The following is a 19,633-nucleotide window of genomic DNA, read 5'->3' as shown; positions in this document are numbered from 1 at the left end:
CCCATTTTTCAGCAGGCATTTCAGCCCCTTGCGTATCTTTATTTGTAGCCAAGTTAAAATATTGACCATAGTACCTGCTTGTTATTATTACGCCATTATGTTTACCCCCCATCTCAATAAATACCCGCTACAACCCAATCCACCTTAGTGCCATGCAAAAGCCCAAATGACAACTAGTCTTAGTGGATGCCTTAACCCTTTACATCAATCTTGAAGGAGGTTCTGTATGGCTGATGCAACCACCAGGGTAAATCTGGATACTGAAGACCTTAAGTTGATCGATCGCTATTGGCGTGCGGCAAATTATCTCTCGGTGGGACAGATCTATCTGCTGGACAATCCGCTGCTGTCTGATGCCCTTAAACCTGAACATATCAAGCCCCGCCTGTTGGGCCATTGGGGAACCACTCCCGGTTTAAATTTTATCTATGCCCATTTAAATCGGGTGATTAAGTCACGCGATCTCAACATGATATTTATTTGCGGTCCGGGCCATGGTGGTCCGGGCATGGTAGCCAACACTTGGCTGGAAGGGACCTACAGCGAAATCTATCCCGATATCAGTTTTGATGGCGAAGGGATGAAAAAGCTGTTTCGTCAGTTCTCTTTTCCCGGTGGTATTCCCAGCCACGCAGCACCGGAAACGCCGGGTTCTATCCATGAAGGCGGCGAGCTGGGCTATTCGCTGGTGCATGCCTATGGCGCGGCCTTTGATAATCCCGATTTGATCGTCAGCTGTGTTATTGGCGACGGTGAAGCCGAGACCGGCCCGTTGGCGGCCAGCTGGCACGGCAACAAGTTTCTCAATCCACAGCGGGATGGCGCGGTATTACCCATTCTTCATCTTAATGGCTATAAAATTGCCAACCCGACCCTGCTTGGGCGCAGCAGTGACAGCGATCTACAGCAGCTGTTTAGTGGTTACGGCTATCTGCCGATATTTGTTGTCGGATCGGATCCGATGGATATGCATCAGCAAATGGCCGCCGCCATCGACCATGCGCTGGATATTATCAAAGATATTCAGCGTCAGGCGCGAACGGGGCAAGCCCCAACCGGTATGGCGGCGGCTGTGCCACACTGGCCGCTGATTATCCTGCGCAGTCCCAAAGGCTGGACCGGGCCGAAAGAGGTGGATGGCAAGAAAACGGAAGGTTTCTGGCGGGCGCATCAGGTACCGGTAGCCAATTGCCGCAACGACGATGGCCATCGTGAGATCTTGCAAAGCTGGTTGCAGAGTTACCATCCGCAAGATCTTTTCGACAATAAGGGGCGATTAAAACCCGAGCTGATGGCGTTGGCACCGCACGGTGAAAGGCGCATGGGGGCTAATCCGCACGCTAACGGCGGTAAGCTGCGTATTGCGCTGAAAACCCCCGATATCGGTGATTATGCGCTGGAATTCGCGCAACCTGGTGCTATTCAGGCTGGCGCAACCGAGGTTCTGGCGGCCTATTTGCGCGATGTGATGCATATTAACGATATCGACAGCAACTTTCGCCTGTTTGGCCCCGATGAGACCGCCTCCAACCGCCTGAGTAAGGTATTTGAGGCCACCCAGCGGATGACCATGCAGCGCATAGAAAGCTACGATGAATCCTTGTCGGCTGACGGGCGGGTACTCGAGGTGCTTAGCGAACATCTTTGCCAGGGGTGGCTGGAAGGGTATCTGCTTACCGGCCGTCATGGCCTGTTTACCTGCTATGAAGCCTTTATCCATATCATCGACTCGATGTTTAATCAGCATGCCAAATGGCTGAAAGTCAGCCGAAAACTGCCGTGGCGCGCCCCGGTTTCCTCGCTGAATTACCTGCTCTCTTCCCATGTCTGGCGTCAGGATCACAATGGCTACAGTCATCAGGATCCCGGCTTTATGGATGTGGTGGCCAATAAGAAAGCGGAGATTGTGCGTATTTATCTGCCACCGGATGCCAACACCCTGTTATGGGTCACCGATCACTGCCTGCAAACCTATGACCGTATCAATGTCATCATTGCCGGCAAACAGCCGGAGCCGCAATGGCTGAGCATGGAGGAAGCCAAAAAACACTGTCAGGTGGGGCTGGGGATATGGCCGTGGGCCGGTACCGAAACCGGCGAGACAGAGCCCGATGTGGTGATGGCCTGTGCCGGGGATGTGCCCACTCTGGAAACCCTGGCGGCAGTCAGCATACTGCGCCAATATTTGCCGCAGTTGGTGATCCGCGTGATAAACGTGGTGGATCTCTTTGCTCTGCAATCAGCAGAGCAGCATCCTCACGGGCACAGTGATGCGTTTTTCGATCAGCTTTTCACCAGGGATAAACCGGTAATTTTTGCCTATCATGGCTACCCGACGTTAATCCATCGTCTGACCTACAAGCGCACTAACCATCAGCAAATTCATGTGCATGGCTTTAATGAAGAGGGCACTACCACCACGCCTTTTGATATGACGGTGCTTAACCAGTTAGACCGTTTTCATCTGGCCATTGCGGCGATCCGCCATGTGCCGGGGTTGGAGGATAAGGCGGCGGAGGCACTGCAATTCTGTCATAAGAAACTGGAGCAACATTATGACTATGTGCGTGAATATGGCGAAGATTTGCCGGAAATACAAAACTGGCAATGGAAAATAAACTAAGGCTGGGCAGTGGCAGCCAGTGAGCGGGCATGTCACTGCCGTTTATTTGTCAGGGTTTTTACTCGTCACCCTGCATTGATAATGCCGTGGCACTGGCGGCATCAAACAGCGATAAACTTTCGATTTGCTCAACCATAATCACTTTACGAAAATCCAGCGCCGAGCGGGGTGTCGAATCCAGGGTGATATCATGTCCGGCATACCAGGCGCTGTAATTATGCTCAATACATAGTCGCAGGGATTTACCCTCCCGGTAGCCGCTTAGCATCGGGATCAATACCACATTGGCGGTGGTGCTCAGCTCAAAGGAGGCGGTATGGATCATACCAATATAAATACGTCGTGATTTCAGGGTGATCCAGGCGAGACTGCCTTCTTCCATACACTGAAATAACAGGCCTTCTACGCCGTTGGCACGGGTGAGTCTTTTGTAGAGCTCTTTTCGTCCGGCACCGTTGAGCCTGGCACTCCCCGCCCAGTTGGAACGATACAGGCAAAAAAGTATCGCCAGCGTCAGCATAATTACCACCGGGGCCTGAATGCCAAGAAAGCTCCAGTTGATAAAATCCATCTGCAAATGGTGATAATGATCGCCAAGGGCAAAAGTGGTGTTGTTGAGTACGACAGAGATCAGCAACAGGCATAACCAAATTAGCGCTGTTGCTATCACTCCTTGTAAAACAAAGATGCAGCCGTAAAGGGCAACCAGAAAATAGAGATCCCAGCCAAAGGTGCGTTTGAATTTAAATCGCGTAGACAAGTCGCGGCAGGTGTACCAATAACCACAGACCATCAGGACCATAAATACCGCTGTTCCCATCTTACAATCTCCTTAATGCCTGAACATGGCGGGCAAAATCCTCGCGCACTTCTTTGCTGTTAATATTGACCGCAGCGTTACCATCTTCATCAATAATAATTCTTTCACCTTCCTGGATTGCTTCCTCAATGTCACGTTCGCTCATCACCTGTAACAACGACTCGGGACTGGCAAACAGTGATTTCAGCATTTTTCGCATGGCTTCCTCCGCTAAATAAACACTAAGGATGGCAGGGGAAATACGGAATATCAAAAGGCGAGGGCATAATCAGAAACGGCTTAAATAAAAGCGGGGGATTATCTGAATCTATTGCCGTTATAACCGGGAAAGTCGGTTTTATATTTATCTGGATATTTCCTAAAGTTGCCAAAAACACTGGCGCTAAAGCCGGATAGCCACTAAACCTAATGGGTGGTACATAACAATAACGTTGATAATTGTTCGGGAGAAAGCATGAAAGCCAAGGTCGATGCGGCGCACATGTCGAGACGGAATAATCATCACAACAAGAGTCGGACTAGTATTGTATTTTTTCTTATTGAAGATGTTATTCAAGGAGTTATCGTCAATATATCGCTCTATCCTGCCTACTCGCGACATGTTCACGTCACGTTGCCACGTTTTTCTTCCTTCACTGAGATAGCTGACACCCTCGGATGATTGCGACTTAAAACTTTCACCTGGTGCGCTCTGACTGCGTGCGTCGCCAGGTTGTGTAACATTTTGCCGACAGGAGAACCATTTTGACTATTGGAGCTACAGAAAATCAGTTACCGCTCCCGCCACGCCTGACCGCGGATAGCGAGCAATATGCCTTCTTTTTTGATGTCGATGGCACGCTGGCAGAGATCTGCCCCGAGCCGGATAGCGTAACTATCCCTGCATCGGTTCTGGGCAATTTGCAGGCACTGTCGAGTGCCTGTCGCGGCGCTGTGGCGCTGGTATCAGGCCGCCCCATCGAACAGCTTGATCGCTTGACGGCACCACTCAGATTGCCGTTGGCGGGGATCCACGGCGCAGAACTGCGTGACGGTGCAGATAATATCCACCGTGCTAGCTTGGCACCCGAGATTGCCGTGCCCCTACAGCAGATGCTGGAGCAGGGGATGGCCACCATGCCGGGTACCCTGCTGGAAGCCAAAGGCTTGGCCTTTGCTCTGCACTATCGTCAGGCAATGCCCTACGAGCCGCAGCTGCTGGCACTGGCGCAGGCCGCAGTGGAAAAATTTCCACAATTGGCGCTGCAGCCCGGCAAATGTGTGGTCGAGATTAAACCGCAAGGCACAGATAAAGGGGCTGCGATTGCCACCTTTATGCGCCATGCGCCGTTCGCCGGACGTATTCCGGTTTTCGTTGGTGATGACCTGACGGATGAGCAAGGATTTTTGACGGTCAATGCCCTGCATGGGATTTCCGTCAAGGTGGGCGATGGCACAAGCCATGCCCGCTATCGCCTGAAGCAGGTTGCAGAGGTTTACGACTGGCTTGAACAACTTGTATTACAATTTAAGCAAGATCACATTGGTAAGGGGTCAAGATTATGAGTCGCCTGGTTGTTGTATCAAATCGTATCGCTATTCCGGAAAAATCGAAGTCCAGCGCTGGCGGACTGGCGGTGGGGATTCTCGATGCCCTGAAAGCCACCTCGGGATTATGGTTTGGCTGGAATGGAGAGATTAGCGAAATATCCGAAGAGGAAGAAGACGATCTCGAATTGGTAGAAAAAGATGGCATTACCTACGCTGCGGTGCCGCTTAATCAAAACGATTACGACCTCTACTATTGCCAGTTCTCCAATGCCGTTCTCTGGCCTGCGTTTCACTTTCGTATCGATCTGGTGGATTTTCAGCGCGAAGCCTGGGACGGTTACTGCCGGGTGAATGAACTGCTGGCCAAACGCCTGCAACCGATGATTAAACCCGACGATATTCTGTGGATCCATGACTATCATTTGCTGCCTTTCGCTGCCGCGCTGCGCAAGATTGGCATCAATAACCGTATCGGCTTTTTCCTGCATATTCCGTTCCCGGCCCCGGATATTTTTGATGCGGTGCCGACCCATGAAGAACTGCTGAATATGATGTGTGAATTCGACTTGCTCGGATTCCAGACCGACGGCGATCGGCTGGCGTTTCTCGACAATATCAAACGCCTGACCGAAGTGCAGTCAAGCGATGAGCAACACCATCAGGCCTTTGGCAAAAGCTTTATGACCGAGGTTTATCCGATCGGTATTTCGCCGGACAGCATCAAAGAGATGGCAGAAGGCAAGTTGCCGCCGAAAATGGCAGCCATAAAGCGCGAACTTGGCGATATGCAGAATATCATTTCCTGCGAGCGCCTCGATTATACCAAAGGGCTGCCGGAACGCTTTCTGGCTTTTGAAGCCTTGCTGGAGAACTATCCACAGCATCGCGGCAAGGTGCGCTATTCACAGATTGCGCCGACTTCTCGCGGTGATGTGCAGGCCTATCAGGATATCCGCCATCAGCTGGAAATGGAGGTCGGCCGCATTAACGGCAAATACGGCACCCTGGACCGTACGCCACTCTCTTACCTGAACCAGCATTTTGACCGCCGACTGTTGATGAAAATATTTCGTCTCACCGATGTCGGTCTGGTAACGCCGCTGCGTGACGGCATGAATCTGGTGGCGAAAGAGTATGTTGCCGCGCAGGATCCCGAAGATCCCGGCGTACTGGTGCTGTCACGCTTTGCCGGGGCCGCCAATGAGTTAACCGCGGCGCTGATCGTCAACCCTTACGATCGCGATGAAGTGGCGGCGGCGCTGGATCAGGCACTGACCATGCCCCGTGAGGAGCGTGTTTCTCGTTATAACGAGATGATGGCGGTGCTACGCAGTCACGATATCGTGCACTGGCGTGAAAGCTTCTTGCAAGATCTGCAGGCTATCACACCGCGATCGACAGCCTTGTAAAAACTGTCTGCTGTTATCCCCTAACCACAGCCCCGTTTTTCGGGGCTGTTTATATAGGATTGCAAAGATAGTCCGCAGATAGTGATATGACCGCTTGCTTTGATTATGGAAGTTATTTCTTTATAAACAATAAATTAACTATTTGATTATTTTTTGTCCTGGCATAATTATGTGATAAAAGTCACATTTTTGACTGTGGGACTACGCATCGGTGTCTACACTGGGTAGAGGGATGCTGGAGGGTCACAACCTCAATTTTTTACCACGCAATGGGGAGGTTTATAGCCAATGCATAACGAAAAATCAGCCGCTACGGAAGTCGTCGACAGCGAAAAAAATCGCCTGGAAGAATTTGAACCCGTCGAATTAATCCTCGATCAAATGCTGGATGCGGAACCGGAACCAGAGATGATCGAAGGGATGCCTCCTTCCGATGCCTTGACCCCCGCAGACCGTTATCTGGAATTGTTCGAAAACGTGCAGACTGCGTGCATTTTTGACGATAGCAAAACCTTTGCCGACTGCGCGCCAAAAATCGATCCGCTGGACGTGTTGATCCGCTATCGTCGGGTAAAAAGGCATCCTGATTTTGACCTCAGGCAGTTTGTGGAACAGTATTTCTGGTTACCGGAACGACAGGGCGATGATTATGTCTCTAATCCCGGTGATTCGTTAAAAGAGCATATCGATAATTTGTGGCCAGTTCTCACCCGCGAGCCACAGGACCATATTCCCTGGTCGTCGCTGCTTAACTTACCGCAGGCCTATATTGTGCCGGGCGGCCGTTTTAGTGAAACCTATTACTGGGATTCTTACTTCACCATGCTGGGTCTGGCAGAGAGTGGGCGTAACGATCTGCTGCGCACCATGGCGGATAATTTTGCCTGGCTGATTGAGATCTATGGGCATATTCCCAACGGTAATCGTACCTATTATCTTAGCCGCTCACAGCCGCCGGTCTTTGCTCTGATGGTCGAGCTATTTGAAGAGGATGGCGTCCGCGGTGCGCGTCGTTATCTCGAACATCTAATCAAAGAGTATGAGTTCTGGATGGACGGTGCCGAATCACTGACGCCGAATCAGGCCTATCGTCATGCAGTGATGATGCCGGACGGTGCGCTGCTTAACCGCTACTGGGATGACCGCGATACGCCGCGTGATGAATCCTGGCGGGAAGATGTCGAAACTGCCAAACACTCCAGCCGCCCGGCCAATGAGGTGTATCGCGATCTGCGCGCCGGGGCCGAATCGGGTTGGGATTACTCGTCACGCTGGCTGCGTGATAAAGATCGTCTGGCCAGTATTCGCACCACCAAGTTTATCCCGGTGGATCTCAACGCCTTCCTCTACAAACTGGAGAGCGCCATTGCCAATATCTCCGGGGTAAATGGTGACCGGGAAACCGAGGCGTTATTTCGCCAGAAAGCCGAGGATCGCCGCGCAGCAGTGACCCGCTATATGTGGGATGAAGAGCAAGGCTGTTTTCGCGATTATGACTGGTACCGCCAGGAGATGGCGCTGTTTTCCGCCGCCAGTGTGGTGCCGCTCTATGTCGGGCTGGCCAGCCACCTACAGGCTGAAAGGCTGGCGGAGGCGGTGCGCACGCGCTTGCTTACCCCTGGCGGCGTGATGGCTACCGAATATGAAACCGGTGAACAATGGGATAAACCCAACGGCTGGGCGCCGCTGCAATGGATGGCCATTCAGGGTTTTAAAATGTATGGCAATGACGCCCTGGGCGATGAAATTGCCCGCAATTGGCTAAAAACGGTCAGTGTTTTTTATAATAAAAATCATAAGCTTATTGAAAAATACCATATTTCCGGTGGCGTGCCGCGCGAAGGTGGTGGCGGTGAATACCCGTTGCAGGATGGTTTTGGCTGGACCAACGGCGTGGTACGACGCTTGCTGGGTCTGTATGGCGAGAATTTTGACTGAGGGTGTGTAGCAAGGCCTGACAGGCGGGGGGCTGTTATTCCCCCGCTATCGGTCAGCAATAGGCGTAGCGTTTTTGCAGAAATACCTCACAAAGCATACAGCGCGCCCCGCCGCCGCCCAAATTTTCGATAATATCCACAGGCCCCAGCGCCAGACGGGCATAGTCAGCGATCAGTTTTTGTTGTTCGCCACCAAAGGCCTGCCAGGCGCGAGTCGACATGGCGTAAACCGGTCGTCCCTGGGTATCGCATAGCTCCAGCACATTGCAGGCAAAGGACTCCATCTGTCGATAGGTGACATCGATAATGGTTTTGCCGCTGTCGATCAGTGCGGCGATTAGCCGTTGCCGGTCCTGCGGCGAGGCCACGGCTTGCAGGCAAACAATGGCGAAACGCTGGCCGATGCTCAGCATAACATTGGTATGATAGATAGCTCTCTGATGACGGTCGCGGGCGGCAAACCAGATGATCCGATAGCCAGTCAGACGAGTAAAGACTTGCCCAACCTCCGGCGAACTGCGCGATGAAAGGCAGGCATAGGCCAACTTATGCTGGTGGTCGAGGATCAACGAGCCAGTCCCTTCCAGATACTGTCCTGCCCGCTCATGGGCTGAAAGATCCAGACAGCGATGTACCACAAAATCACGTTTTATTTGCGCAATGATATCCTGACGACGCTCGCGCCGACGATTAAGCGCCTCCATGGGAAAGGTGATCAGCGTGCCATCGGCCAACAACGCCAGCCAGTTATTGGGAAACACAGCATCCGGCGTCTGTTGCTGCGGCAGATCGGCAACTATCTGTACATTAATGTCGGCTGCGCGTAGCGCCGCAACATAGGCGTCAAAAGCCTGCAATGCCTGAGCTGAGATATCGCCCAGTTCAGCGCCATCTTTTTGAAAAGCATTACTTTCTCGAGTTTCTTCATTAGCCTTAAACGCCGTGGGTCTCACCATTATCACTGTATTGGTGGTTTGCATCAGATTGCCTTAGTACTCGCGGGTGTTAACAAGGCGCACAGTATGAAAGGACAAAATGTTCTTATGCAGTTGCCGTTATGAGCATAATGGTTAGATAATTGGCATTATGCTTATTGAAAAGAGCAATTTGCCAAGATGAATGATACCGATCGACATATCCTTGCCTTACTCAAAGAAAACGCCCGTATGTCGGTGACTGAGATTGCCGCTAAAGTCAGGGTCTCGCGCGCAACGGTGCAAAAACGCATGGAGCTGATGGAGTTGGAGGGGGTGATCACCGGTTATTCGGTGCGCGTACGGCCTGGCGTGGAGAAAAACCGAATCCGCGCCTGGATGAGCGTTGCCGTCGAAGGGGCCAAGGCCAGCGCGGTAATTGTGCAACTGCGCGCTGACCCGGCGGTTTATACCCTGCATACCACCAATGGCAAATGGGATCTGTTGGTGGAGCTGCGCGCGGATAATCTTGAGATTTTTGACCAGATACTGGGGCGTATTCGACGAATTGCCGGCATCGATAATACTGAAACCAGTATTTTGCTTTCGACCCGTAAATAGGTTTAAAGGATAAGAAGATCCTATAACTCACCACTTTTCCTTGATATAAACCGCTAAAAGACGCGGTTTTACGCCTTTCCCTTAGACATTTTTAGCGGGTATTTAGAACTTTTTCTTCGTGGCTGCCGGTTTTTCCCTATGTAATACTATGACAAATATAAGAAAAAGCTATTCGATCTCAGATTGAATAAATGAGTGGTTAGCCACTTGGCATATAAGGAAAAACTATGACTCGTTTTAAATTGCGCAGCAGCACCCTTTCCGCAGTGGTATTTTTGGCTCTCAGCAGTGTGACCGCGATTTCCGCCCATGCTGACCAACTGTCCGATATCAAAAAAGCCGGTGTGATCAAAGTAGCGACCTTTGATTCCAACCCGCCATTTGGTTCAGTGGATGCCAAAACCCATGATATCGTCGGCTATGATGTCGACTTTGCCAAAGCGCTGGCAAAATCTCTCGGTGTTAAACTGCAACTGGTGACCACCAATCCTGCCAACCGTATCCCACTGTTGCAGTCCGGCAAAGCTGATGTCATTGTCGCTGATATTACTATTACCCCGGAACGTGCTCAGGTGATTGATTTCTCGGTGCCGTACTTTGTTACCGGTCAGCAGTTCCTGGTTCCTGCCAACTCCCCGGCGAAACTGGATGCCTATGCCACGGCGCGTATTGGCGCAGTGAAAGGCACCACCGGTGAGCAAGAGCTTCATCACCGTTTCCCGCAATCTCGCGTATTGTCCTATGATGATATTCCTTTGGCACTGTCAGCGCTGCGCAACGGCAACGTGCAGGCGATCACTCAGGACAGCACCATTCTCGCCGGTCTGCTGGATGGCGCACCGGACAAGGCAAAATATAAAGTTCTGCCTGAATTGCTGAGCAAAGAAGAGATTGGCGTTGGTGTTAAAAAAGGCGAAGGCGCACTGCTGAAAGCGGTTAACGACGAATTGTTGACCCTGGAGAAAAATGGCCAGGCAGTATCGATTTATAACACCTGGTTTGGGCCGCAGACTAAGTCTCCGCAGCCGAGATTATTCAAAATCGCCGCAAAATAATCTGCCGGGTAATTTACAATGCAGAACGAGTCTCTCTCTACCGCAGCCAAGTCTGCGGTTTTTTCGCCTTCTTCAGCCACGCCTTCCGTTGCCGTTGAATTTCGCCAGGTCAGTAAATCTTTTGGTCAGCATGCGGTTATCAGGCAGGTCGATCTCAGTATTATGACCGGCGAGGTGGTGGCAGTGTGTGGTCCTTCCGGCTCCGGGAAATCGACGCTGATCCGCTTGATTAATCGTCTGGAAACGGTGAGTGACGGCGAGATATTGATCGATCAACAGCCCACTTCCGCCCTTAAAGGCGCGGCGCTTCGTCAGTTGCGTACGCATATCGGCTTTGTTTTTCAGCAATTTAATCTCTATGCCCACCTTACCGCGCAGGATAACGTCAGTCTGGCCCTGATCAAGGTGCATGGCTGGAAGAAAAAGGATGCCCGGCAGAAAGCACAGATTTTGCTGGAACGGGTCGGCCTCGGCGACAAGGTGTTGCACTATCCCGAACAACTCTCCGGCGGGCAGCAACAGCGGGTAGCCATTGCTCGCGCCCTGGTCACCGATCCCAGCATTATTTTGTTTGATGAACCCACATCCGCGCTGGATCCCGAAATGATTGGCGAGGTGTTGCTGGTGATGCAGGAGCTGGCCAAAAGCGGCATTACCATGATTGTGGTCACTCATGAAATGAGTTTTGCCCGCGAAATTGCTGACCGTGTGGTGTTTATGGACGGTGGGCAAATTCTGGAGCAGGCCGAGCCGGAAGTGTTCTTTACTCATCCTTCGCACCCGCGCGCGCAACGCTTTTTGCAGAAAGTATTATTCCCTTTACACCCGGAAAAGGCAGGTGCTGATGAACTGGCATCCTGACTGGGCCGGTGTGCTGACGGGACAACCCTTGCAATGGCTGATTTCCGGCTTTCTTACCACCTTTTATGTCAGCGTGGTCGGCAGTGTTTTGGCTACCCTGATAGTGGTGCTGTTGCTGGTATTACGTCTCAGCGGCAACCGTGTCGGTAACGCGGTGGTGGCGTGCTATGTGTCGATTTTTCGCAATACCCCGCTGCTGGTACAACTGCTGTTTTGGTATTTTGCCGCCTATGGCGCGCTGCCCGAGAGCTGGCGTTTTTACATTGGCGATAACCACCCCTGGGCGGTGCTGGCGGGCAATATTCCCTGGCTGACCCCGGAGTTTCTCTGCGCGGCCTGGGGATTGGCGCTATTTACCGCGGCCTTCCTGCTTGAAGAGATCCAGACGGGCCTTAACGCCATTGCCAAAGGGCAACGGGAAGCGGCAATTTCTCAGGGATTTAGCGACTGGGATCTGCTGCGCGCCATTCTGTTGCCACAGGCATTAACCCACGCCTGGCAACCGATCTGCGGCCAATATCTTAATCTGATGAAACTCTCTTCACTGGCGACGGGCATTGGTTTTTCCGAGCTGACTTATCAGGTCAGCCAAATAGAAAGCTACAATGCCCATGCCTTTGAGGGAGTGGCCATTGGCACCCTGTTATATCTGTTTTTGGGGTTATTGCTCGGCGGCCTGATGAGTGTATTCGGTCCCAAACCCGGTGCGCGTCGGCAGCCGCTAGCGGTCAATAAGGCAGGAGCTGAGCATGGAATTTGACTATTCAGTGCTGCACGATAATTTCACCTATCTACTGTGGGGACGGGTGGCAGAAGGGGAACCCGGCGGCGTACTGCTGACGGTGATTATGGCGCTCTCTTCGGGAGCCATCGCGCTGGTGCTTGGGGTGATTATGGCCGCGATAGCCTGGCGATTTACCGGCTGGCCCAGACGTATTCTGTTTTTATGGGCCGCGTTTATTCGCGGTATCCCGCTGATTTTTGTCATTTTCTGGCTCTATTTTCTGCTGCCGGTGGTATTTGGTGCCGCTATTCCGGGAACCATGACGGTGATTGCCGCACTGGCCTGGTTTACCTCGGCGGCAGTGATGCATTCCACCCTTGCCGGTCTGGAAGCCTTACCGAAAGGACAAACAGAAGCGGGTATTGCCTCGGGATTCAGTCAGATAAAAATTATCTGTTTTATCTTGTTGCCCCAGGCCTGGCCCAACTTATTGCCTTCCTGGCTTGGGTTGTTTATTTCACTGATAAAAGACACCTCGCTGGCCTTTATTGTCAATGTGCCGGAATTGACCACCCTGGCCGGGCAGGTGAATAACCGCGTGCAGATCTATCCGGCAGAGATATTTTTGTTTATTGGTCTGGTTTACTATTTGCTCTGCGCCGCCCTGGCGCGTTTTACTGCGCTCAAATTAACAAAAAAATCCCCTGCGATTTAAATAGCTCCTGCCAACAATTTCCATGACCTTTAACCGCAGGCGACAATAATAACTTGTCGTCTGCGGTTGTTTTATCGATCTCCTTAGAATGAGTTTTGCAATATATAGCTATTAATGGCATTACTCCTGGCGAAATTTTATTTCATCCCTTATAAAACAATAAGCTAACGCGCTTTCTTGTTGCGGTAGAGTGCCGTTGGTAATTATTTATATCTTAGATGATAACAATATTAGTCAGCCTTTTATCGACGATGATAGCGTGTTTTAACACCACTTGATGCACTGAATAGATTTTCATGGCCAGCGTTAACCATGATAAAAAATAGATTCACAAGGATCCGGTGAAGCCCAATTTGTGGCCATAAAAATAACCTGAAAAATGACACCTGATAATAACTAATAGGATGATAGGGATACGTTTATGCTGAAAAAAACCGCTTTGCGTCTTGGCCTTTCCGGCACTGTTATTGGCCGTTTAACCGCTGTCGCCGCGCTGATCGCCTCTGTCTCAGCCTACGCTGCCGAGCCTTTGCGCGTTGCCGCCGACCCGGTACCTCATGCTGAAATTCTGGCTTATGTACAGAAAATCGATCCCGGCCTTGATTTAAAGGTGATTGAAATTCCCAACGGTGTTAATTCTAATGAGTTATTGCAGCATGGCGATGTCGATGCCAATTATTTCCAGCATCGCCCTTATTTATTATCCCAGGAAAAAGCCCTTGGGGTGAAATTTGCTGTCGCCGCTGAAGTGCATATTGAACCGTTAGGGGTCTACTCCAGTAAATACAAAAAATTAAGCCAGGTGCCGCAAAATGCGACGGTGGCCGTACCAAATAATGAAACCAATCTCAGCCGTGCACTCTATTTGCTGCAAGATCAGGGATTGATCACCCTTAAACCTGGCTTTAGCGATCCGGCTAAAAATCAGGCCACGCCTAAAGATATCGCCAGCAACCCGAAAAATATAAAAATTCTGGAAGTGGAATCACCGCAGATCCCCCGTTCGCTACCGGATGTCGATTTGGCGGTAATTAACGGCAACTACGCGCTGGAAGCGGGGTTGGATCCGGCAAAAGATGCCCTCGGGCTGGAAAAAGCCAAAGGGAATCCTTATGCCAATATTGTGGTGACCAGTGAAAAACTGGCCAATGACCCACGTATTAAAAGGCTGGCAAAAGATTTGGCCTCCCCGCAAGTGGCGCAGTTTATTACCGATAAATATCATGGCTCGGTATTGCCGGTTGCTGCAGGCAAAGCGTCATGATTGTTGTCGAACAGCTTAGCAAGCGCTATGCCGACGCAGCTGCACCTGCTTTACAGGATGTCAGTCTGACCGTTAATGATGGCTCCATCTTTGGCATCATTGGTAAAAGCGGGGCAGGGAAAAGTACGCTGATACGCTGTTTGAATTTGCTGGAGCGGCCCACCACGGGCCGCATTCTGCTCGATGGACAGGATTTGACCCTGTTAAACGAGCAGCAATTGCGTCAGCAGCGGCAACGTATTGGCATGATTTTTCAAAACTTCAATTTACTGCATGCGCGTAATGTCAGCGATAATATCGCGGTTCCACTACAAATTGCCGGAATTGGTCGCGATCAACGTAAAAAACGGGTTGCCGAGCTGCTGGATCTGGTGGGGCTGAATGACAAGGCGCGTGCCTTTCCTTCTCAACTGTCCGGTGGACAAAAGCAACGGGTTGGTATCGCCCGTGCGCTGGCAGCACATCCGCACTATCTGCTGTCGGATGAGGCAACCAGTGCGTTGGATCCGGAAACCACGGCATCCATTCTAGCCTTGCTGCGCGATATCAATCGCCAGCTGGGCCTGACCATTGTGCTGATCACCCATGAGCTGGAAGTGGTCAAATCGATCTGCGACAGCGCGGCCTTACTGGCTAAAGGGCGGGTGCTGGAGTCTGGCCCATTGCAGCAACTGATTTCTGCTCCCGGTTCTTTGCTGGGCCAGGCTTTACTGCCGGACTGCGGCGGCAATCAGGAAACCGGCGTTATCCCGGTGGCCGAACTGACCTTTTTTGACAGCCTGCTGGCCTCGCCGGTACTTAGTGCTCTGGCTCGGCAGCACGCCGTGGGTGTCACGCTGTTTGGCGGTGGTATTGCGTCCATCGCCGGTCAGCGGGTAGGACGTTTACGCGTTGGCTTTACGCCACCGCCGGGTGGCGTTGATCTGCGGGAGGTGATGCAGTTTCTTAATCAAAATGGAGTAAAAGCAGAGTGGGTATAAGAAACAGTCTTCCCTGGAACGAGCTTTATGATTTGGTGCTGACCGGTACCTGGCAAACCTTATATATGGTTTTATTCTCCGGCTTATTGACCCTGCTGATTGGCTTACCCATTGGCGTACTGCTGTTCCTTAGCCGCAAACCCGGTCTTTATTCCGCTCCCTTGCTGAATGTGATCTTGGGCACCCTGGTCAATATCGGACGCTCTTTGCCCTTTGTGGTACTGCTTATCGCCTTAATTCCCCTGACCCGACTGATAGTTGGCACTACCCTTGGCAGTACCGCCGCAGTGGTCCCTATTACCCTCGGCGCCATTCCTTTTTTTGCCCGTATTGTCGAAAACGCTCTTGATGAAGTGGATGGCGGCCGGATTGAAGCGGTGCAGGCGATGGGCGGCGGATTGCGGCATATTGTCTTTACCCTGCTGTTACCTGAGGCATTACCGGCACTGATCGCCGGCATGACTCTGACGCTGGTCATGCTGATTGGCTTTTCCTCAATGGCCGGAGTGATCGGTGGTGGCGGCCTGGGGGATTTGGCTATTCGCTATGGCTATCAGCGATTTAATAATCAGGTGATGGTGGCCACTATCGTTATTTTACTGGTGATGGTGCAGCTTATTCAAAGCCTCGGTGACCGGCTGGTACGTTCTCTGGCACATCGTCGCTAGATCTCGCGGCAGAGAAGCGGTCAGCAGGGCCACCTAAGCCATGCCGACCGCCGACAGCAGTTGTTGCGTATAGGCATGCTGCGGCGCAGAGACAATCTGCGCCGTAGGTCCGCTCTCCACAATCTGCCCTCCTTGCATCACCGCAATACGGTGACTCATATGCTGTACCACGCCCAAATCATGAGAGATAAACAGCATGGTCAGGCCGAGCTTATGCTGTAAGGCAATCAACAGATCCAGCACTTGTGCCTGGGTCGTGACATCAAGGGCGGAAACCGGTTCATCGCAGATCAGAATATCCGGATCGCAGGCCAGTGCCTGAGCTATCGCCACCCTCTGTCGCTGCCCCCCGGAGAGTGCCTGCGGGCGACGTTGCAGCAGATTGCTATGCAAACCCACCAGTTGCAGCAGCGAGGCCATTTTTGTACGCCGTTCTGCGGCGCTCAGACTGCCATTAAGTTTTAATGGTTGTTCAATGATTTGCTCAACCCGGTAGCGGGGATCAAAGGAACCAAGGGGATCCTGGGTAATGGTCTGGATCCGCCCGCGCAGCAGACGGCGCTGCCCCTCGCGCAGTTCGCTCCACGGCTGACCTGCCAGTAATACCAGACCTTGCTGTGCCGCTTGCAGCGCCAGCACTACTTTGCCCAGAGTGGTTTTCCCTGAACCTGATTCACCCACCAGACCCAGCGTCTCTCCCCAGGCCAGTTGCAGCGAAACACGATCCAATGCCTGATGGCGACTGCCATCTGGACGACGAAAGGCGACGCTGACCTCTTGTACATCGAGGGCAAGCCCCTGGTATAAGCGGCTTGCCTGCCGGGAATGTTGTTGTGCCGTCAACGGGGTTTCCACCAGCGGCGGCGCACCGGCCAGCCAGCGCCCCCGGGTATGAGCGCCGGGGATCGCCGCCAGCAGACGTCGGGTGTAAGGATGTTCCGGCGCAGCCAGCACCTGGGCGGTAGTGCCGGTTTCTACCGCTTCGCCATTTTGCATCACGACCACTCGGTCGGCCACTTGCGCCACCACCGACAGGTCGTGGGTGATCAGCAACACACCGTGACCGGCCTGCGCCAACAGGCGAAACACCTGTAAAATACGCTGCTGGATAGTGACATCCAGTGCGGTGGTCGGCTCATCGGCGATCAGCAGTTTAGGACCTGCGGCGATGGCAGAAGCAATCAATGCGCGCTGGCGTAATCCTCCTGATAACTCGTGCGGGCGCTGACCCATACGATTAAGCGGATCGGCGATACCGACCTGCAACAGTAATGACTCGACCTGGGCAAGGATCTCTGCGGGCGGATAAGTGCGATGAATGTGCATTGGTTCGGCGACTTCGCTGCCAATGGTGCGCAGCGGATCCAGTGATACCAGCGCATCTTGTAAAACAAAACCGATCTCTTTACCGCGGATCTGCTGCCAGTCGCTGTTGCTGAGCTGGCGTAGATCGATAGTGCGGCCATCATGGCCAGTCAGTGACAGGGCGCGTGCCTGCACCTGGGCGTGAGGACCAGCCAGACCGGTCAAGGTGCGGGCGGTTACTGATTTTCCCGACCCCGACTCGCCAACCAGTGCCAGGATCTCCCCGGCATTGACCTGAAAAGAGATATTTTTTACTGCCTCGACGTTGGATCCGGTCTGCGCAAAGCTCACCTTCAGGGCATCAACCAGCAACAGGGGGACGGGTGTAGCGGTTTGGTTTGGCATTGGCATTATATTCCGGTGGCTAAAATGGTTTGCAGGCGTCGGCCAAGCAGGGTGATAGATATTACCGACAGCGCCACAACGCTGGCTGGCAGCAGGCTGATCCAGGGGGCAATATCAAGATAGTCGCGGCCATCGGCCAGTAATGCTCCCCATTCTGCGGTGGGCGGTACCACGCCAAGCCCAAGGAAACTCAATGAGGAGGAGGTCAGTACCGATTGTCCCAAGCCAAGGGTCGCCAGGATCAACAGAGGGCGCAGACTATTGGGCAGAATATGCCGCAGAATAATATGGGTCGGCGATTCTCCCAGCGCCACCGCATGTTCAATGTAGCCGGAGATTTTCACCTGCAATACCTGCGATCGCAGCAGGCGGGCATAGCTGCCAATGCCGGACAAGCCTACCGCCAGCAAGGTGTTGGTCGGGCCGCGACCCAGCACGGCAATCACCAGCAGCGCCAGCAATAATTCAGGAAAGGCCAGCAGAATATCCAGCAGCCGTACCAGCACCGATCTTATTGTCGGCGGGGCCAGCGCACAGAGCAGACCGAGGATGATCCCGCCGCCGCAGGCCACCGCCGTGGCACCGAGACCGATGCTGAGGGAAAGGACAGAACCATAAATCACCCGCGAGTAAAGATCCCGCCCGAGAGAGTCAGTGCCAAACCAATGGGCAAGACTGGGGCGCGCCAGTACGGCGTTCATATCCATATCATCCGGGGTGAAGGCGGCAAAGGCGTGCGGAGCGATCACCGCTAGGATCAGCAGCAGAACAAAAGCTGCCGGCAGCAGGGTTTTTGGCCGTAGCCAGGGGTTGCCTGCATGTTGGTGTATCGCGCCGGGTAACGGCATAACAAAAGGATCACTACTCATCGTCACAGTCTCCGGGTGCGTAGTCGCGGATCTACCAGCAGATAGATCGCATCTACCAGCAGATTGATCACCACAAACAGCAGGGCCGAGAGCATGACAATACCGAGGATCAGCGGCATATCGCGGTTGGCAATTGCCTGCAGGGTAATTTTGCCAATACCGGCCCGGCCAAATACGGTTTCAGTCAGTATCGAGCCACTGAGCACATTGGCTAACAGCGTGCCGGTCAACGTTGAGGCCGCCAGCGCCGCATGGCGCAGCCCGTGACGCAGACGCAGACGGGTTTCTCCCGCGCCGCGGCTGCGAATGGTCAGGGCGAAAGGTTGCAGCAAGGCCTGTTCGAGACCATCGCGTAAAATCTGACTTAATATTGCCGTGAGCGGCAGGCTTAGAGCGATCACCGGCAGCACCAGCGACAGCCAGCCGTCATTGCCCATCACCGGAAACCAATGCAGCTGAAAACTGAACAGGCTAAGCAGAATAATGCCTAACCAGTAGACCGGGGTACTAAGCAGGCAGAGTTCGAGACCGGCGAAAAAATTGCGCAGATAAGGCCAGCGCCCGGCGGTGGCCAGGGCATTAAGGATGGCCAATGCCAGAGCCAGCAGCAGGGCGCTTAGCGCCAGCGGCAGGGTTTGCCGTAACGCGGCGGCAATCACCTGACTGACCGGCTGGCGGTATTGATAGCTTTCACCAAAATTACCCACCAATGCCCTGGCGCAGTAATGCACATATTGCAGCCATAGCGGCTGATCGAGACCGAATTGCCGGGTCAGGGTCGCGCGAAAGGCATCGTCAACCACGTTACTGCCGCCGCTCAAGATTAGCACCGGATCGCCGGGGATCAGCTTGAAGGCAATAAAAGTCAGGGTGGCCGCGCCCCAGAGCACGGCCAGGATGGTGAGCAGGCGTTGGATCCCTGTTCTTAACATA

18 protein-coding genes are annotated in these 19,633 nt (G+C 52.8%); 12 read left to right on the top strand and 6 right to left on the bottom strand.

What is annotated here, in order from left to right:
* The first annotated feature begins 226 nt into the window (after positions 1–226).
* Positions 227–2,623, top strand: a complete 2,397-nt coding sequence (locus tag GW590_RS01765) for a phosphoketolase family protein (protein WP_169401296.1) — start codon at positions 227–229, stop codon at positions 2,621–2,623.
* Between the two features lie 58 nt (positions 2,624–2,681).
* Here the strand turns inward: GW590_RS01765 and GW590_RS01760 are convergent, their stop codons facing one another.
* Together GW590_RS01760 and GW590_RS01755 are read right to left on the bottom strand one after the other, a co-directional pair.
* Positions 2,682–3,443, bottom strand: coding sequence for a hypothetical protein (locus GW590_RS01760; protein ID WP_169401295.1), 762 nt, complete (start codon positions 3,441–3,443; stop codon positions 2,682–2,684).
* Position 3,444: 1 nt separating this feature from the next.
* Positions 3,445–3,642: a hypothetical protein gene (locus GW590_RS01755; protein WP_169401294.1), complete on the bottom strand. Its 198-nt coding sequence runs from the start codon at positions 3,640–3,642 to the stop codon at positions 3,445–3,447.
* A gap of 551 nt (positions 3,643–4,193) precedes the next feature.
* Here GW590_RS01755 and otsB point away from each other — a divergent pair.
* From otsB to treF, 3 genes are all read left to right on the top strand, one after another.
* Positions 4,194–4,988 carry a trehalose-phosphatase gene (otsB, locus tag GW590_RS01750; protein ID WP_169401646.1) on the top strand — a complete coding sequence of 265 codons (795 nt, stop codon included), beginning with the start codon at positions 4,194–4,196 and terminating at the stop codon, positions 4,986–4,988.
* The gene (gene otsA / locus GW590_RS01745; RefSeq protein WP_169401293.1) at positions 4,985–6,382 is read left to right on the top strand and encodes an alpha,alpha-trehalose-phosphate synthase; all 1,398 of its coding nucleotides are present in this window, start codon (positions 4,985–4,987) and stop codon (positions 6,380–6,382) included. The genes otsB and otsA overlap by 4 nt, the downstream gene beginning before the upstream one ends.
* Before the next feature lie 288 nt (positions 6,383–6,670).
* Positions 6,671–8,320 carry an alpha,alpha-trehalase TreF gene (treF, locus tag GW590_RS01740; protein ID WP_169401292.1) on the top strand — a complete coding sequence of 550 codons (1,650 nt, stop codon included), beginning with the start codon at positions 6,671–6,673 and terminating at the stop codon, positions 8,318–8,320.
* Positions 8,321–8,372: 52 nt separating this feature from the next.
* On the opposite strand, the gene ctlX is transcribed toward treF, so the two are convergent.
* The gene (ctlX, locus tag GW590_RS01735; RefSeq protein WP_169401291.1) at positions 8,373–9,299 is read right to left on the bottom strand and encodes a citrulline utilization hydrolase CtlX; all 927 of its coding nucleotides are present in this window, start codon (positions 9,297–9,299) and stop codon (positions 8,373–8,375) included.
* Positions 9,300–9,434: 135 nt separating this feature from the next.
* On the opposite strand from ctlX, the gene GW590_RS01730 reads away from it, so the two are divergent.
* From GW590_RS01730 to GW590_RS01695, 8 genes are all read left to right on the top strand, one after another.
* Entirely contained in the window at positions 9,435–9,854 is a 420-nt protein-coding gene (locus tag GW590_RS01730) for an Lrp/AsnC family transcriptional regulator (protein WP_169401290.1), read from the top strand.
* A gap of 227 nt (positions 9,855–10,081) precedes the next feature.
* Positions 10,082–10,909 carry an ABC transporter substrate-binding protein gene (locus GW590_RS01725; protein ID WP_169401289.1) on the top strand — a complete coding sequence of 276 codons (828 nt, stop codon included), beginning with the start codon at positions 10,082–10,084 and terminating at the stop codon, positions 10,907–10,909.
* Positions 10,910–10,927: 18 nt separating this feature from the next.
* The gene (locus GW590_RS01720) at positions 10,928–11,770 is read left to right on the top strand and encodes an amino acid ABC transporter ATP-binding protein (protein ID WP_169401288.1); all 843 of its coding nucleotides are present in this window, start codon (positions 10,928–10,930) and stop codon (positions 11,768–11,770) included.
* Positions 11,754–12,530 carry an ABC transporter permease subunit gene (locus GW590_RS01715; RefSeq protein WP_169401287.1) on the top strand — a complete coding sequence of 259 codons (777 nt, stop codon included), beginning with the start codon at positions 11,754–11,756 and terminating at the stop codon, positions 12,528–12,530. Before GW590_RS01720 ends, GW590_RS01715 begins: the two co-directional genes overlap by 17 nt.
* Positions 12,520–13,209 carry an amino acid ABC transporter permease gene (locus tag GW590_RS01710; protein ID WP_169401286.1) on the top strand — a complete coding sequence of 230 codons (690 nt, stop codon included), beginning with the start codon at positions 12,520–12,522 and terminating at the stop codon, positions 13,207–13,209. The genes GW590_RS01715 and GW590_RS01710 overlap by 11 nt, the downstream gene beginning before the upstream one ends.
* A gap of 421 nt (positions 13,210–13,630) precedes the next feature.
* Complete coding sequence (locus tag GW590_RS01705; RefSeq protein WP_169401285.1) at positions 13,631–14,473, top strand: MetQ/NlpA family ABC transporter substrate-binding protein; 843 nt, start codon at positions 13,631–13,633, stop codon at positions 14,471–14,473.
* On the top strand, positions 14,470–15,453 hold the full coding sequence (locus GW590_RS01700) for a methionine ABC transporter ATP-binding protein (protein WP_169401284.1): 984 nt from the start codon (positions 14,470–14,472) through the stop codon (positions 15,451–15,453). Before GW590_RS01705 ends, GW590_RS01700 begins: the two co-directional genes overlap by 4 nt.
* On the top strand, positions 15,450–16,121 hold the full coding sequence (locus GW590_RS01695; protein ID WP_169401645.1) for a methionine ABC transporter permease: 672 nt from the start codon (positions 15,450–15,452) through the stop codon (positions 16,119–16,121). The genes GW590_RS01700 and GW590_RS01695 overlap by 4 nt, the downstream gene beginning before the upstream one ends.
* Before the next feature lie 33 nt (positions 16,122–16,154).
* Here GW590_RS01695 and GW590_RS01690 read toward each other — a convergent pair whose 3' ends face one another.
* The 3 genes from GW590_RS01690 to GW590_RS01680 are packed head-to-tail and all read right to left on the bottom strand — an operon-like array spanning position 16,155 to position 19,632.
* Positions 16,155–17,831, bottom strand: coding sequence for a dipeptide ABC transporter ATP-binding protein (locus GW590_RS01690; protein WP_408014899.1), 1,677 nt, complete (start codon positions 17,829–17,831; stop codon positions 16,155–16,157).
* A 5-nt stretch (positions 17,832–17,836) separates the two neighbouring features.
* On the bottom strand, positions 17,837–18,700 hold the full coding sequence (locus tag GW590_RS01685; RefSeq protein ID WP_169401282.1) for an ABC transporter permease: 864 nt from the start codon (positions 18,698–18,700) through the stop codon (positions 17,837–17,839).
* Between the two features lie 2 nt (positions 18,701–18,702).
* Positions 18,703–19,632, bottom strand: coding sequence for an ABC transporter permease (locus tag GW590_RS01680; RefSeq protein WP_169401281.1), 930 nt, complete (start codon positions 19,630–19,632; stop codon positions 18,703–18,705).
* Position 19,633 lies beyond the last annotated feature (1 nt).

Source organism: Rouxiella aceris (assembly GCF_012933545.1).
Taxonomy (GTDB): domain Bacteria; phylum Pseudomonadota; class Gammaproteobacteria; order Enterobacterales; family Enterobacteriaceae; genus Rouxiella; species Rouxiella aceris.
This window is presented reverse-complemented; position numbering and strand designations above follow the sequence as displayed.

What these genes read in the sequence shown, in the direction of transcription:
- GW590_RS01720 (WP_169401288.1), top strand. Translation starts at nt 10,928, where the DNA reads ATGCAGAACGAGTCTCTCTCTACCGCAGCCAAGTCTGCGGTTTTTTCG.
- GW590_RS01765 (WP_169401296.1), top strand. Translation starts at nt 227, where the DNA reads ATGGCTGATGCAACCACCAGGGTAAATCTGGATACTGAAGACCTTAAG.
- GW590_RS01690 (WP_408014899.1), bottom strand. Translation starts at nt 17,831, where the DNA reads ATGCCAAACCAAACCGCTACACCCGTCCCCCTGTTGCTGGTTGATGCC.
- otsA (WP_169401293.1), top strand. Translation starts at nt 4,985, where the DNA reads ATGAGTCGCCTGGTTGTTGTATCAAATCGTATCGCTATTCCGGAAAAA.
- GW590_RS01725 (WP_169401289.1), top strand. Translation starts at nt 10,082, where the DNA reads ATGACTCGTTTTAAATTGCGCAGCAGCACCCTTTCCGCAGTGGTATTT.
- GW590_RS01760 (WP_169401295.1), bottom strand. Translation starts at nt 3,443, where the DNA reads ATGGGAACAGCGGTATTTATGGTCCTGATGGTCTGTGGTTATTGGTAC.
- GW590_RS01680 (WP_169401281.1), bottom strand. Translation starts at nt 19,632, where the DNA reads ATGTTAAGAACAGGGATCCAACGCCTGCTCACCATCCTGGCCGTGCTC.
- treF (WP_169401292.1), top strand. Translation starts at nt 6,671, where the DNA reads ATGCATAACGAAAAATCAGCCGCTACGGAAGTCGTCGACAGCGAAAAA.
- GW590_RS01715 (WP_169401287.1), top strand. Translation starts at nt 11,754, where the DNA reads ATGAACTGGCATCCTGACTGGGCCGGTGTGCTGACGGGACAACCCTTG.
- GW590_RS01700 (WP_169401284.1), top strand. Translation starts at nt 14,470, where the DNA reads ATGATTGTTGTCGAACAGCTTAGCAAGCGCTATGCCGACGCAGCTGCA.
- GW590_RS01710 (WP_169401286.1), top strand. Translation starts at nt 12,520, where the DNA reads ATGGAATTTGACTATTCAGTGCTGCACGATAATTTCACCTATCTACTG.
- ctlX (WP_169401291.1), bottom strand. Translation starts at nt 9,299, where the DNA reads ATGCAAACCACCAATACAGTGATAATGGTGAGACCCACGGCGTTTAAG.
- GW590_RS01705 (WP_169401285.1), top strand. Translation starts at nt 13,631, where the DNA reads ATGCTGAAAAAAACCGCTTTGCGTCTTGGCCTTTCCGGCACTGTTATT.
- GW590_RS01730 (WP_169401290.1), top strand. Translation starts at nt 9,435, where the DNA reads ATGAATGATACCGATCGACATATCCTTGCCTTACTCAAAGAAAACGCC.
- GW590_RS01755 (WP_169401294.1), bottom strand. Translation starts at nt 3,642, where the DNA reads ATGCGAAAAATGCTGAAATCACTGTTTGCCAGTCCCGAGTCGTTGTTA.
- GW590_RS01685 (WP_169401282.1), bottom strand. Translation starts at nt 18,700, where the DNA reads ATGAGTAGTGATCCTTTTGTTATGCCGTTACCCGGCGCGATACACCAA.